The 14,049-nt window shown below is 69.5% G+C and carries 12 protein-coding genes; 1 reads left to right on the top strand and 11 read right to left on the bottom strand.

Annotated elements, in window-relative coordinates; all coding sequences use genetic code 11:
- Positions 1 to 26: 26 nt before the first annotated feature.
- The 3 genes from PE061_RS13075 to PE061_RS13065 form a co-directional block, all read right to left on the bottom strand.
- Complete coding sequence (locus PE061_RS13075) at positions 27 to 1,010, bottom strand: alpha/beta hydrolase (RefSeq protein ID WP_271255715.1); 984 nt, start codon at positions 1,008 to 1,010, stop codon at positions 27 to 29.
- 4 nt (positions 1,011 to 1,014) lie between these two features.
- A complete protein-coding gene (locus PE061_RS13070; protein WP_271255714.1) occupies positions 1,015 to 2,538 on the bottom strand; it encodes an APC family permease in 1,524 nt (507 codons plus the stop codon).
- A 95-nt stretch (positions 2,539 to 2,633) separates the two neighbouring features.
- Positions 2,634 to 3,704, bottom strand: a complete 1,071-nt coding sequence (locus tag PE061_RS13065) for a PepSY-associated TM helix domain-containing protein (protein WP_271255713.1) — start codon at positions 3,702 to 3,704, stop codon at positions 2,634 to 2,636.
- 272 nt (positions 3,705 to 3,976) lie between these two features.
- On the opposite strand from PE061_RS13065, the gene PE061_RS13060 reads away from it, so the two are divergent.
- Positions 3,977 to 4,678: a PEP-CTERM sorting domain-containing protein gene (locus PE061_RS13060; RefSeq protein WP_271255712.1), complete on the top strand. Its 702-nt coding sequence runs from the start codon at positions 3,977 to 3,979 to the stop codon at positions 4,676 to 4,678.
- A gap of 71 nt (positions 4,679 to 4,749) precedes the next feature.
- Here the strand turns inward: PE061_RS13060 and PE061_RS13055 are convergent, their stop codons facing one another.
- The 8 genes from PE061_RS13055 to PE061_RS13020 form a co-directional block, all read right to left on the bottom strand.
- Positions 4,750 to 5,448 (bottom strand): hypothetical protein, encoded by a 699-nt coding sequence (locus PE061_RS13055; protein WP_271255711.1) that lies wholly within the window; start codon positions 5,446 to 5,448, stop codon positions 4,750 to 4,752.
- A 166-nt stretch (positions 5,449 to 5,614) separates the two neighbouring features.
- On the bottom strand, positions 5,615 to 6,502 hold the full coding sequence (locus PE061_RS13050; protein WP_271255710.1) for a pirin family protein: 888 nt from the start codon (positions 6,500 to 6,502) through the stop codon (positions 5,615 to 5,617).
- A complete protein-coding gene (locus tag PE061_RS13045; RefSeq protein ID WP_420794304.1) occupies positions 6,499 to 7,956 on the bottom strand; it encodes a coniferyl aldehyde dehydrogenase in 1,458 nt (485 codons plus the stop codon). The genes PE061_RS13050 and PE061_RS13045 overlap by 4 nt, the downstream gene beginning before the upstream one ends.
- A gap of 98 nt (positions 7,957 to 8,054) precedes the next feature.
- Positions 8,055 to 9,086 carry a hypothetical protein gene (locus tag PE061_RS13040; protein WP_271255709.1) on the bottom strand — a complete coding sequence of 344 codons (1,032 nt, stop codon included), beginning with the start codon at positions 9,084 to 9,086 and terminating at the stop codon, positions 8,055 to 8,057.
- A 103-nt stretch (positions 9,087 to 9,189) separates the two neighbouring features.
- Positions 9,190 to 11,133: an ATP-dependent zinc metalloprotease FtsH gene (gene ftsH, locus PE061_RS13035; protein WP_271255708.1), complete on the bottom strand. Its 1,944-nt coding sequence runs from the start codon at positions 11,131 to 11,133 to the stop codon at positions 9,190 to 9,192.
- 62 nt (positions 11,134 to 11,195) lie between these two features.
- The gene (gene tilS / locus PE061_RS13030) at positions 11,196 to 12,188 is read right to left on the bottom strand and encodes a tRNA lysidine(34) synthetase TilS (protein ID WP_271255707.1); all 993 of its coding nucleotides are present in this window, start codon (positions 12,186 to 12,188) and stop codon (positions 11,196 to 11,198) included.
- Complete coding sequence (locus tag PE061_RS13025; RefSeq protein ID WP_271255706.1) at positions 12,160 to 13,047, bottom strand: tetratricopeptide repeat protein; 888 nt, start codon at positions 13,045 to 13,047, stop codon at positions 12,160 to 12,162. The genes tilS and PE061_RS13025 overlap by 29 nt, the downstream gene beginning before the upstream one ends.
- Before the next feature lie 89 nt (positions 13,048 to 13,136).
- The gene (locus PE061_RS13020) at positions 13,137 to 14,012 is read right to left on the bottom strand and encodes a helix-turn-helix domain-containing protein (RefSeq protein WP_271255705.1); all 876 of its coding nucleotides are present in this window, start codon (positions 14,010 to 14,012) and stop codon (positions 13,137 to 13,139) included.
- Between the last annotated feature and the right edge of the window lie 37 nt (positions 14,013 to 14,049).

The following is a 14,049-nucleotide window of genomic DNA, read 5'->3' as shown; positions in this document are numbered from 1 at the left end:
GGTCTAACTGTATCGAGATCAGGCCATTATTGCGAGTCATTATCATTATTTGGGCCAATCCGAGCCGCGAGCCACGCCGACGCCTCGGCAAGCGCGCGGTCGGCGAGCGCGGAGATCGACACGGCTTCGAGAAAGCTGTGCGCTGCGCCGGGATATTCGCGGTACACGACCGGCACGCCGGCCTCGACCAGCCGCGCCGCCATAACCCTGTTCTCGTCCGCGAGCACGTCGCACGCCGCGACGGCGAAGAACGTCGGGGCAAGCCCCGCGACGTCCGCGCCCATCGGGCAGGCCAGCGGATCGTCGAAATCCTGCGCCCCGCGCAGGTAGTTCGCCCAGAACGCCGCCATCTCGGCGGTCGTGAGGTTGTATTCGGGGCCGTCGTAGCGCGCGTAGCTCGGATAGGCCGATTTCCGGTCGAACGCGCCGTAGTTCACGAGGATCGCGGAAAGCGGCGCATCCCCGGCCTGAAGCAGCGCCAGATTGGCGGCGACCGCGAGGTTGCCGCCCGCCGAGTCGCCGCCGATCGCGATCCGCCGCGGATCGAGCCCGTGCGCCTCGCCTTCGGCGCGCAGCCAGCGGATCACCGAGACGATCTCGTCCAGCGCGCGCGGGAATTTCGCTTCGGGCGACAGGCTGTAATCGACGCCGACGACGGCAATGCCGGCCCGCGCCGCATATTCGCGCATCAGCCGGTCGTGCGTGTCGAGGCTGAACATCGTCCAGCCGCCGCCGTGGATATAGATCAGCACGGGCAGCATCCTCCGCCCGTCCGGCCGATGGATGCGGATACGGACGCCGGACGGGCCGACGTTCAGCGTTTCCGTGCCGTGCATCACGGGTCCGCCCGCCGCCCACGGCGCGCGCACCTCCTCCGCGATGCGCCGCCGCTCGGCGAGCGGCAGGCGGTCGAATTCCGGGTAGCGGCCGTAGGCGGCGGCCACCTCGCGCTGGAAACGGCGAATGTCGGGATCGAGGTCGTCGGCGACCCCGGCTGTCGTCTGGTTCATGAGGTCAGGCTTCCGGGAGTGAGCGGCGCAGGCGCGAATGGCCGACGCCGTAGAAGAGGTAGAAGGCGATGCCGAAGGCGATGTAGAGCCCGAGGATGGTCGCGGGCAGCCATTCGCCGACCATCGCCTTGCGGATGATGTCGAGCACCACCGGCGCCATCATCAGCACGCAGAAGACGAGCGCCAGCACCGGCACGGCGCCGAGCCAGAGACCGCCGACACGGATACCGCCGAGCGGCACGCGGAACGGGCGCGGCAACTCCGGCTGCGTGCTGCGCAGCCAGATGACGCTGATCGCCACGGTGATGAACACGCAGCCCGTGCCGAGGCTGACAAGATCGCCGAGCATCGAGATCGGCAGGAACGCGGCGGCGATGCCCGCCGCCAGCGCGACGAACCACGTGCCCTGGTGCGGCGTGCGGAAGCGCGCGTGCACGCGGCTGAACAGCGGCGGCAGCAGCCCGTCCGTCGACATCGCGTAGCAGACGCGGGAATGCGCGTAGGTGTTCACCATCAGCACCGAGCAGAGCCCGGTGAGCGCGCCCACCTTGATCACGATGCTGAGCACCGGCATCCCGATCGCCGAGACGGCGACGGCGACCGGATCGGGCACGTTCAGCATCCTGTAGGAGACGAGGCCGGTCAGCACCGCCGCCACCGCCATGTAGACGATCGTGGCGATGGCGAGCGCACCGAGGATGCCGATCGGGATGTCGCGCTGCGGCTTCTTCGCCTCGAGCGCGGCGGTCGCGACCGCCTCGAACCCCAGATAGGCGAAGAACAGGATCGAGGCGCCGCGCAGCACGCCCGCCCAGCCGTAGGTGAAGCCGCCCTCGTTCTCGGGGATGAACGGCTTCCAGTTCGCCGGGTCGACGTGCGGCAGGCCGAAGATGATGAAGGCAATCAGCACGCCCACCTTCACCGCCACCATGACCGCGTTGATCGTCGCCGACTGCGAGACGCCGCGCACGAGGATGAAGGCGAACAGCAGCACCGCCGCCGTCGCGACGAGGTTGATGCCGCCGCCGGTCACGAACGCGGTTCCCGCCTCGCCAGCGGCGGGCCGGATGAAGGGCGTCGCCAGAACGGCGGGGATATGAATGCCGAAGTCGCCGAGCAGGCTGACGAGGTAGCCGGAGACGCCCACCGCGAGCGCGGACCCGGCAAGCCCGAGCTCGAGCATCAGCATCCAGCCGAGCCCCCACGCGAAGGCCTCGCCGAGCGCGGCATAGGCATAGCTGTAGGACGCGCCCGAAACCGGCAGCGTCGAGGCGAGCTCGGCATAGCAAAGCCCGGTGAAGGCGCAGGCGAGCCCGGCGAACACGAACGACAGCATCACCGCCGGGCCCGCGTAGTTCGCCGCCGCCGTGCCGGTCATCACGTAGACGCCCGCGCCGATGATGCAGCCGATGCCGATGAGGACGAGATGCACGGGGCCGAGCGCGCGGTGGAGGCCGTGGCGGTCGATGTCGCTGCGCACGTCGGCGAGCGGCTTGCGGATCAGGTATCGGGTCGGCGCACGCGCCATGGCTTCAATCCCCCAAGGATGCGCCAGCTTACCCCCGCGCCTGCCCGCCCGCTCACGCGATCGGGCCGGGCGTCATCCCTTCCGGGCCGCGCGGCTCATCGCGCCTTCGGCCGCCGCCGCACCGACCAGAGCAGCACGCCGAGGACGATCATCGTGATCAGCCACACGCCGATCGCGGCGACCGCGATGCGCCCGGCGAGCCCGCCCATCTCGCCCGTGTGGAACGGGAACAGTCCGTCGACGAACGCGCGGCCCGGCGGCGCGTCCAGCGCATCGAAGCGGGCGACGATGCTGCCGTCGACAGCGCTCACGAACACCCGCGTGGCGCCGTAGGCGCGGCGCGCCTCGTCGGGCTGCGTCACCCGGATCTGCCACACCGGCCGTTCGCCGTCCGGCGGATAGACGGCCGCGAGCGTCGATCCCGGATAGGCCGCGAGCGCGGCTCCCGCCGCGGCGGCAAGCCCGACGTTCGCCGTCCCCGCCGGTGCATCCGCCGGGGCTGCGATCGGCGCCGGCTGCACGATGCTTTCCACGCCGCCCGCGAAGGTCAGCAGCACGCCCGCCGTCACGCTCGCCAGCGCCGGGATGCCGACGATGAGGCCGAGCGCCCGGTGCCAGCCGTAGCGCCGCGCCGCCGCCGGACCCGTGCGCTGCGGCCGCAGGGCGCGCGTCCACTGCCCGCGCCTCGGCCACGCGATGTACAGGCCTGAGAAGATATTCGTGACGAGCAGGACGCCGCTGATGCCGACGATCCAGCTTCCCGCGTCTCCGGCGAGCAGGTTGTGGTGGATCAGCACGAGGGGCGTCGCCCATGCCGCCGGTCCCCTGAAATCGCCGTCGACGAGAATCCGCCCGGCGCCGTCGATGCGGACGCTGCGATCCCCCTCCGGCGTATCGCCCGCGATGCTCACGTCATAGCGGTCGGCCGCGCCCGCGCCCGTCCAGATCGAATCGAGCCGCACGCCCGCCCCTTCCGGGGCCAGCCGTTCGACGGTGCGCTCGATCGCCGCGAGGTCGGTCGCCCGGTGTGCGCCCGGGATGAGCGCATCCCTCGCCTCCCAGTGAAAGACGATGAGTACGCCGGTCAGCGCCTGCACCAGCCAGAACGCCGCCGCCGCAAGCCCGGCACGGCGGTGCCAGCGGATCAGGGTTGCCTTCAGCGCCATGCGGTTCGGTCCTCCATTGATAGCAAAGTCATAGGGCCGCCCTTCCGCACACGCTCGCGCGAAGAGGCCGGAACGTCCTTCGAATGCGCCACGAGACCGGAATCCGCAATGCGCTCCGGCGGACGCGCCGACTGTCGAGAAATATTACAAAGTTACGACATCGAAACGGTGTTAACCACAAAAACGATTGCAAATGCTCATGTGGCACGGTTCCTGCTTGGTATTCATTGCAAGATCGCAATTCGTTACTTTTGCGTTATAGGGGATTTTCAATGCGTAAAACGATGACCCGGACCCTGCTCGGTTCCGCACTGACCGTCGGCCTGCTGGCCGGTGCGACCGCGGCGAATGCGGCCACGCTTTTCCAGGACAACTTCAACCGCGGTGTCAAATCGACTGTCGGCAACAACTGGGACGAGAACAGCACCAGCGAGGTCGATCTCTACGCCCGCGGCAGCGGCGACCAGGTCATGCGTCTCGTCGGCAACCCGTATGACACGGTGACGGCGACGCAGAACAACATCGACCTCACCGGCTACGAGAACATCGTGCTCTCGTTCGAGTACAAGCCCTTTTATGCCGAAAGCTTGGATACACTCGAAGTGTACACGAACCTCGGCGGCCTCGTGTTCTCGGTCTCGCTCGGCGGCGCTCAGGATTGGCACAGCGTGTCGTTCGCGCTGACCGGCGCCGACAACGCCTCCGACCTCGACCTGATCTTCAAGCTCACCTCGCGCGACGACTCCTACTCCTACAAGGAGTGCGTGAAGTGGGACAAGAGGGGCAACTGCACGAAGGAGGAGAAGCGGAAGTTCACGGACGAGAAAGACTGGGTGAAGATCGACAACGTCCTCATCACCGGCGACCTGATCCCGCCGCCGCCGCCCGTCGACACGCCTGAACCGGCCGCGCTGGCCCTGTTCGGCCTCGGCCTCGCCGGTCTCGGCGCCGCGCGCCGCCGCAAAGCGAAGTAACGCGGCCTTCAACGGCAAAGGAGACGGCGGTCCCGAAAGGGCCGCCGTTTTCCTTTGGGCCTTTCTTCCGGTCAGCGCCGCTCCGGGCCGCGGCGCAGGTCGTAGTCGATGCGGATGCGCACCCATTCGCCGACGAGCACCCTGCCGCCCACCTGCGGCGGGCGCACCCGGAACTGCCACGCCGCCGCCAGCACCGAGCGGGCGATGTTCGACCCTTGCGGATATTCGCCGAGCGCAACGCAATCCTCGACGCGGAAATCCGCCACCGTGCGGCACGCGATGAGGCCCCATCCCGGCCCGCGCGCCGTGGAAAGATAGCCGCGTAGCTCATCGTCATACGGCTCCCGATACCATGCCGCCGCATAGAGCGGCTCCCCGTTCGGCCCCGTGCCGTCGACGCGCGGCGTATCGCCGGCAAAGGACGGAACGGGCGGCCCCATCACCGGCCGGGGCGGCGTCGCAGCGGACGGCGGCGGCGGCAGGGCCTCCACATCCGTCGTCGCCATCTCCTCGCGCGAAAGCTGGATCACCGGGAGCTCGATCGGAACGGGCGGCGGCTCGGCGGGCTGCGGCGGCGTCCGCTCCGGCCTTGCCGCCGCGTCCGCCTGCCGGGTTTCCGGAGCGGGCTCCTCCTCTGCCGGTTCCTCGTCCCGGATCATGTCGAGCCGGAACACGGCCATAGGCACCACCGTCTCGGAGATCGACGGCGCGAGCGTGAGCAGGATGAGCGCGAGCAGCCCTTCCACGAGCAGCGCGAACACGATGCCCACCGCGCGCCGCCCGAACCCCGCGCGAAGCCGCGCGGGCAGGGATCGGACGAAAGGACGGACCGACTGGAACACACGAGCGATCCCGGCTGATACCGGGCGGCTCTCACTCCGGCGAGGCCGAGCGATAAGTCGGTCCTGCGTTCAAGACAAGCCGCTTGCGGGCCGGTCAGCCCTTCGGCCGCGGGTCGTTCGGCAGCGGGATGCGCTCCTCGTCGTCCCCGGGGATGTGCGCGAAGCGGTCGGCGTCCCAGTCGTCGATGGCCTGGTTGATGCGCTCCGGGCGCGAGGAGACGAAGTTCCACCAGATCTCGCGGGGTCCGTCCATCGCCTTGCCGCCGAGCATCAGCACGCGGGCGTCGCCGTCGGTCGTCCAGTGCGGCCGGCCGCCGGGTTCGAGGACGAGCATCGTCCCCTCCTCCGCCACCTCGCCGTCCTCCATGCGGATGCGGCCGCTCGCCACGTAGACGGCGCGCTCCTCATGCTCGTCGGGCAGGTAGACGCTGGCGCCGGCCTTCGCCTCGACGTCGACGTAGAAGGTCGGCCAGAACACCTCCACGGGCGAGACCGCGCCGAAGGCGTTCCCGGCGATGAGCGTGCGGCGGGCATTGTCGAAGCTGATCGCGGGAAGCGTGTCCGCCGGGTGGTGGACGAAGCTCGGCTCCGCCTCCTCGTGCGTTTTCGGGAGCGCGACCCACGCCTGAATGCCCTCCATGCGCTGGCCCGCCGCCTGCGTTTCGGGCGAGGTCCGCTCCGAATGAGTGATGCCGCGCCCCGCCGTCATCCAGTTCACCGCGCCGGGATGGATCGCCTGCGCGCTGCCGAGGCTGTCGCGGTGGAAAATCTCGCCTTCGAACAAGTAGGTGACGGTGGCGAGGTTGATGTGCGGGTGCGGGCGCACGTCGAAGCGCTCGCCAGGCGCGTAGTCGGCCGGGCCGAAGTGATCCCAGAAGATGAAGGGCCCCACCATGCGCTGCCCCGCCACCGGAAGCACGCGCCGCACGACGAACCCCCCGCCCAGATCGCGGCGGCGGCCTTCGATGCGGCGGCGGATCATGGCTTCAGCTCCCTCGCGAGCGTGGCATGGGTCTTCTTCCCGTATGGCGGTTTCAAGCCCGCAAGGCCGGCGAGGTCGAGCTTCGGCTGGCGGTAGACGCTCTTCGCGTGGCTGAACGTGCGGAAGCCGTCGAGCCCATGATAGCTGCCCATGCCGGAGGGGCCGATGCCGCCGAACGGCAGGTCCTCCGCCGTCACGTGGAAGATCACGTCGTTCACGGTGACGCCGCCCGAGACGGTGCGGTCGAGCACGCGCCGTTCCTCCGCCGCGTCGGCCCCGAAGTAATAGAGGCCGAGCGGCCGGTCGCGGCCGTTCACGAAGGCCACCGCCTCGTCCGTCTCGCGGTAGGTCTTCACGGGAAGGACGGGGCCGAAGATCTCCTCCTGCATCACGCGCATGTCGTCCGAGACGTTCCGCACGATGCTGAGCGGCATCTTGTTCGAGTTGGTGTTCGCGAAATCCTCGCCTGCCGGGTTCACGGTGACGATCTCGGCACCCTTGGCGGCGGCATCGTCCAGCAGCCCCTGCAAACGATCGCGGTGGCGGGCGTTCACCACGGACGTATAGTCGTCGTTGGCAAGCAGCGTTGGATACATCTTCGCGGCCGCCGTCTTCAGCCCCTCGACGACCTCGCCTTCCTTCTCGTCCGGCACGAGCAGGTAATCGGGCGCGAGGCAGATCTGCCCGGCGTTCATCATCTTGCCGAGCGCGACGCGCTCCGTGGCCTGCGCGATGTCGGCGCTGCGCGAGACGATGACGGGGGACTTGCCGCCGAGTTCCAGCGTCACGGGCACGAGATTCTCCGCCGCCGCGTGCAGGATGTGCTTCGCGATCCCCGTGGCGCCGGTGAAGATCAGGTGATCGAAGGCAAGGCCGGAGAACGCCTTGCCCACTTCCGGGCCTCCGATGACGAAGCCGAGTTCGGTCTCGTCGAAATACTCGCCCGCGAGCGTCGCCATCAGCGCGGAGGTGACGGGCGTGAACTCCGACGGCTTCACCATCGCGCGATTCCCGGCCGCGAACACGCCCGCGAGCGGCCCGAAGGTGAGGTTCACCGGGAAGTTCCACGGGCTTATGATGCCGACGACGCCCTTCGGCTGATACTCGATGCGCGCACGCGCGCCGAGCAGGCCGAGCGGGAAATCGAGCTTGCGGCGCTCGGGGCGCATCCACGCGTCCAGATGCTTGATGGCGTGCTTCAGCGGCTTCACGGAGGCCATGATGTCCGTCATCAGCGTCTGCTCGGCGCTCCGGTGGCCGAAGTCCTCCGAGAGCGCCTGCACGAACCGGCCCTTGTGCGTGAGCACGAGGTCGACGGCGCGGCGCAGGCGGTCCCTGCGCGTGGCCGCCGTGACGGGAAGCTCCGCCATGAACGCCGCGCGCTGCCGCGCCAGCAGCGCCTTCATCTCTTCAATGGATTTCGCCTCGCCCGGCAGAACGGCCGCAGTCGCCATAACGCGTCTCCCTCAAACCGCATGGATTTGAGCGGGACTTTAACCCCGCGCAACCTTCATGGCCAGCCGCGCGGAATCGTCAGGTCGAGCGCCGGTTCTCAGGCGCAGCGGTCCGTGTAGACCGTCGCCTCGCGCGGCGTGAGCGGCTTCAGCGTGTCGTCGAGCGAAAGCTGGAAGCCTTCCCACGTCTGCTGCGGCGGGCGCGCGGGCGCGACCCACAGGAAGGCCGTGCGCTTGCCGTGCGCGGACAGGCGATACCACACCGGCGCGGCCACGCCCTTCACCTTCAGGCAGCGCGCGAGCGTGGCCGTGTAGCCGGCGCTCTTGAACGCCGCGAGCAGCGGCCCCGTGCCGATGGGCTTGCCCTGATTGCGGAAATAGAGGTTGAACACCATGCCGCGCGCACCGCCCGCGAGCACCTGCACCTGCTGCCCGGCGACGCTGGCGATGCCTGCGCGGCGGAAATACTCGCCGTTCGACATCGGCTTGTCGAGCATCTCCGGCGGCAGCGCGGCCCATGTGACGTGCGGCGCGGCTTCGATGTGGCGCCAGTCGTAGAAGCTGTTCTCCGGATAGTCGCCCGGCTTCAGCAGCCCGCCGAGCACGGCGGCGAAACCGTCCGCGGGCGTCTTCGCAGGCGCGGCCGGCTTCGGCGGCACGGCGGCGGGCGCAGCCTTCGCGGCGGCGGGCGCGGGCGCCGCCGCGCCGCACTGGCGAAATGTTTTCGCACGCACCACCTGCGTCATCGGCGCGCCGATCGGCGTCTTCAGCGTGTCGTCATGCTCGACCGAGACGAGACCGCGCTTTTCCTCGGCATTGAACATCAGGATGACGGGCATGTTGTCCCCGCCCCACTTGTCCTTGCCGTATTTCACGTACACCCAGCGCTGGATGCCCTCGTACTGCGCGCCGCCCGCGCAGGAATAGCAGACGCTGACCGGCAGAGGCCCCTGTCGCCCGGCGGCGGTGTCGATGAAGACGCCGCCCTTGCCCGCTTCGATGCGCGGCTGCCGCGAACAGTCGCCGCCCGGCGCGTAGCGGCCGTAGATCTCCTCGGGCGGCGCATCGAGCTGCGCGGCGGCAGGCCCCGCCGCCAGAACCAGAGCGAAAAACAGCGCGCGCTTCAGCATGATAGGCCCCCTTCCCGGTTCATCCCATCCTATCGTTTCGACTATGTGACGAACGGGATGAACGCAAGCTGAGCCGGTGTGTTGGCCGGACCGCGCCGGAAGGTTACGCCCCCTGCGGGCTCGGCTCTCCGCCGAAGCCGCGTTTGCCGGTCTTCGGGATCGCGCTGACGCCGGTCGAGGTCGCGGACGGCCGCGCCTTGGCGCCGCGGTCGCGGTCCACGCTTTCGCCGGCGAGCAGCGCCTTGATCTCATCGCCCGAGAGCGTCTCGTATTCGAGCAGCGCCCTGGCGAGCGTGTGCAGTTCCTCGATATTGTCGCTGAGCAGGGTCTTCGCGCGCTCGTAGCCGCGCATGACGATGCCCTTGATCTCGTCGTCGATGAGCCGCGCCGTCTGCTCCGAGACGTTCTGCGTGCGTGTGACGCTGTGGCCGAGGAAGACCTCTTCCTGGTTCTCGGCGAGCTTCATCGGGCCGAGCTTGTCTGAGAGGCCCCACTGCGTGACCATGCTGCGCGCAAGGTCGGTCGCGTACTGGATGTCCGACGACGCGCCCGAGGAGACCTTGTCGTAGCCGAAGATGATTTCTTCCGCCACGCGCCCGCCCATCGAGACCGCAAGGTTCGCGTGCATCTTGTCGCGGTGGTAGGAATACTGGTCCCGCTCCGGCAGGCGCATGACCATGCCGAGCGCGCGGCCGCGCGGGATGATCGTCGCCTTGTGGATCGGGTCCGACGCCGCCTCGTGCAGCGCGACGATGGCGTGACCGGCCTCGTGATAGGCGGTCATCTTCTTCTCGTCCTCGGTCATGATCATCGAGCGGCGCTCGCTGCCCATCATGACCTTGTCCTTGGCCTCCTCGAATTCGGCCATGCCGACGAGGCGCTTCGACTTGCGCGCCGCCATCAGCGCCGCCTCGTTGACGAGGTTGGCGAGGTCGGCGCCCGAGAAGCCCGGCGTGCCGCGCGCGATGGTGCGGGCGTCGACGTCCGGCGCCAGCGGAACTTTCCGCATGTGGACGCGCAGGATCTTCTCGCGGCCCTCGATGTCCGGGCGCGGCACGACGACCTGCCGGTCGAAGCGGCCCGGCCTGAGCAGAGCAGGATCGAGCACGTCCGGGCGGTTCGTCGCGGCGATGATGATGATGCCCTCGTTGGCGTCGAAGCCGTCCATCTCGACGAGAAGCTGGTTCAGCGTCTGCTCGCGCTCGTCGTTGCCGCCGCCGAGGCCGGCGCCGCGATGACGGCCGACCGCGTCGATCTCGTCGATGAAGATGATGCAGGGCGCGGACTTCTTCGCCTGCTCGAACATGTCGCGCACGCGCGACGCGCCGACGCCGACGAACATCTCGACGAAATCGGAGCCGGAAATCGTGAAGAACGGCACGTTCGCCTCGCCCGCAATGGCGCGCGCGAGCAGCGTCTTGCCGGTGCCGGGGCTGCCCACGAGCAGCGCGCCCTTCGGAATCTTGCCGCCGAGACGCGAGAAGCGACCCGGGTCCTTCAGGAAGTCGACGATCTCCTCGAGTTCCTCGCGCGCCTCGTCGATGCCGGCGACATCATCGAAGGTGACGCGGCCCTGCTTTTCGGTGAGCAGCTTGGCGCGGCTCTTGCCGAAGCCCATCGCGCCCTTGCCCGCGCCGTTCTGCATCCGCTGCATCACGAAGATCCAGATGCCGAGGATCAGCAGGAACGGCAGGATGTTGATAAGGATGGCGGCGAGCAGCGAGCGGCTCTCCTCCGGCTGCGCCTTGAACTTGACGCCCGAGGCTTCGAGCCGCTCGACGAGGCCGGGGTCGCCCGGCGAATAGGTGGTGAACACCTCGCCGTTCGAAAGATGCCCGGCGATGTCCTGGCCGCGGATCTCGACGTCGCGGACGGCGCCCTCGTTCACCTTGGTGATGAACTCCGAATAGGCGATCTGCTGGACGGCGCCCTGCGACTGCGGCGCGTTGTAGACCGAAACGAGCACGACGACCGCGAGCAGGATGACCGCCCACATGGCGAGGCTCTTGCCCCAGGGTCCGGTCGGTCGTCTCTTGTTCTCGTCCATCGGGTCAGCAATCCTGAAAAGTGTTCACTCTAAGATAGGCGCGCAGGCGTTAACGACAACCGCTATTCGGCAGGCGCAGGCTGTTTTGCCGCGCGGCGAGGCGGCTCAGGCCGGAAGCGCCAGACCGCCCCGCCCTCCGCGAGCACGCCGCCGAGCGTGCCGCCGCGCCCGGCGGCGAGGTCCGCGAGCAGGCGCCGGAGCGCCGGGCCTTCGGGTTCTACGCCCGAAACCTGCCGGAAAGCACGCAGCGCGAGGCGGCGGGCAAGCTCGGCGGGCAGCCCGCGCGCGTCGAGCGTGACCGCTTCGCCGGAAACGCTCGCGCGCCCCGCCCATGCCTCGTCCGCCACCCACGCGAGCGCGGCCTCCGCCTCCGCGAGATGCGCGGCGGTGGCGGCCGCGGCCGCCGCGTCGATGCCGCCGCCCGCGAGCAGCGCGCGCACGGCGGTGCGGTCGTAGGCGTCGCTGCGGTTGCTCGGGTCGTCGACGGCGGAGAGCCCCGCCTCCGCCACCAGCGCGGCGAGATCGCCCTTGCGCGCGCCGAGCAGCGGGCGGAGCAGCGTGACGGCGTGGCCCTCGACGGCGCGCTGGGCACGGATTCCCGCCATGCCGCCGAGGCCGCTGCCGCGCGACAGGCGCATCAGCAGCGTTTCGGCCTGATCGTCGGCGTGATGTGCGGTCATCAGCCACGCGGCGCCGTGAAAATCGCACCAGTCCGCCATCGCCGCATAGCGCGCGGCGCGGGCGGCTGCCTGCACGCTCGCGGTGCGCGGGACATCGACGGCGAGCGTGACGTGCGGCACGCCGAGCCCGGCGCAGATCGCGGCGACATGGCGCGCCTCCGCCGCCGCCTCGGGCCTCAGCCCGTGATCGACGGTGAGCGCGGCGACGTCGAACCCGGCGCGGTGCGCGAGGAGCAGCAGCGCGAGACTGTCCGGCCCGCCGGAGACCGCGAGCGCGACCCGGCCGCCGAGATCGGGCGCAAGCGCCGCGACCGCCGCGCGGAAGCGCTCCGGCGTAATGCGGGGATCAGCCGCAGCGCGCTGCCGAGCGGGCATCCACGAGCTGCGTGCGGAGCGATTGCGAGAGCTTCTTGCCGTAGCTTTCCTCGAGCTGGTCATAGGCCTCGCACGCCTTTGCGGGGCTCGGCGGCGAGAAGGCCATCAGCGACTTGCCGAGCCAGAGCAGGCTTTCCGGCGCGCGCTCGCCCTCGGGGCGCTTCTGGTAGTTTTCGAGCAGCGTGCGCGCCGCCTGCACCGGCTGGTTCTGCGCGAAATAGGTGCGCCCGAGCCAGTACTGCGCGTTGCTGGCGCGGGCGTGCTTCGGGTATTTCGTGATGAAGGCGGAGAGCGCCTTTTCGGCGGCCGGGTAGTTCTTGGCGGTGACGAGGCCGTAGGCCGCGTTATACTCCTGTTCCGGCGTCAAGGCCGCTGCGGGTGCCGCGGCCTGCGGAGCCGCGGGCGTGGCAGCGCCCGGCCCGGCGGGATTCACGAACGGGAATTCCGGGTTCGCCGGGGCTGGCGGCGCGCCGCCTTCGAGAGTCGTCAGGCGGAACTCGGCGTCGGTCTTGAACTTTTCGAGCGCGGCTTCGAGCTGGCGCACCTTGAAGCTGTTCTCCTCGATCTGCCCGGTGAGCGTGGTGAGCTGGTTTTCCAGCGAATCCACGCGGCGCGACAGGTCGCTGAGCGGATTGGACGCGGGCACGCCCGGCGCCGTCACCGGCGCGGCCGGGGCCTGGATCTCGGCCTCGAAATACTCCTTGGAGCCTCCCGGAAACACCTTGCGCTGCACGGCGCGCATTTCGCTTTCGAGCTTCTTCACCCGGCCTTCCACCTGCTGCACGGTCTGCTGCGCGGCGGCCGGCAGCGCGGGGAGCAGCAGCGGCAGGGTCAAAAGGAGCAGAAATCTGGGTTTCATCATGACTTTCCCGACGATTGAAGACGTGAGGCCGGGACCTTAGCGGCCCGTCCCTTGCCTGAAACTGAAGCGCCTCACCTCGAAGCGCATCACTCTGGGCGCGGCTGCGCGCGCGCAGCGAGACCCGCCGCCGTCAGCGGTACATCGCGGACCGTTTGCGTCGCGGCGCCGAGCGGCGGGATCGCCGTGCCGCCCACCATGACGTCGAGCGCGCCGGCGCGGCCCGTCCACAGCAGCAAATCCTGCCGGTCGCCCGGCACGTCGTAGCGGTCGCCCGCCGCCATCACGCCCTGAAACACCGAACGGCCGGACCCGGCCTCGTAGATCTTCACCCACGCGTCCTCGCGCGCCGTGACCACGATCGCGCCGCTAGCGGGCGGTGCAGCGGCGGACGCGGGGATCGCCGCATCGGCGGTTCCGGCGGCGGGAGGCGTTTCCGTCACGGGTTCCGGCAGCGGCGCGGGCGGCGTATCCATCGCGACGGTGGCGCCGTCGTCCGATCCCGCCGGTGCGGCGGCCACGGCAGGCGGCGGCTCCTCGTCGCCGCCGAACCAGCCGAGGCTCCACGCGGCGACGGCAAGCGCAACGACGCCGAGCAGCACGATGCCGAGCAGCGCCGCGGCGCGCGTCGGCACGCGCACATCCTCGATCGGCTCGTGGTCGATGGTGGGAACGACGCGGTCGGGCTTCGTGGTTTCGCGGCGGAACTGCTCGGCACTGGCATCCGCATCAAGGCCGAGGATGCGCGCGTAGGACTTCACGAAGCCGATCGTGTAGGGCAGCGCGGGCAGCGTGTCGTGCTGCCCCGCCTCGATGGCGGTCAGGTGCCGCTGCGGCACGCGGGTCTGGTGCGCGATGTCGGCCAGCTCCCGGCCCAGCTCCAGCCGCCGCGCCTTCAGCACCTCGCCGATGTGGCGCGAGCCGCCGAGTTCAATGCCTTCCTGCGATTCCAGCTCGTCGCTCACCAAGACCCTCCGAACAGACGCCAACTTGCCCTGCCGC

The organism is Sphingosinicella microcystinivorans (assembly GCF_027941835.1).
Taxonomy (GTDB): domain Bacteria; phylum Pseudomonadota; class Alphaproteobacteria; order Sphingomonadales; family Sphingomonadaceae; genus Sphingosinicella.
The sequence above is the reverse complement of the archived record's forward strand: the minus strand, read 5'-3'. Positions and strand labels throughout refer to the sequence as shown.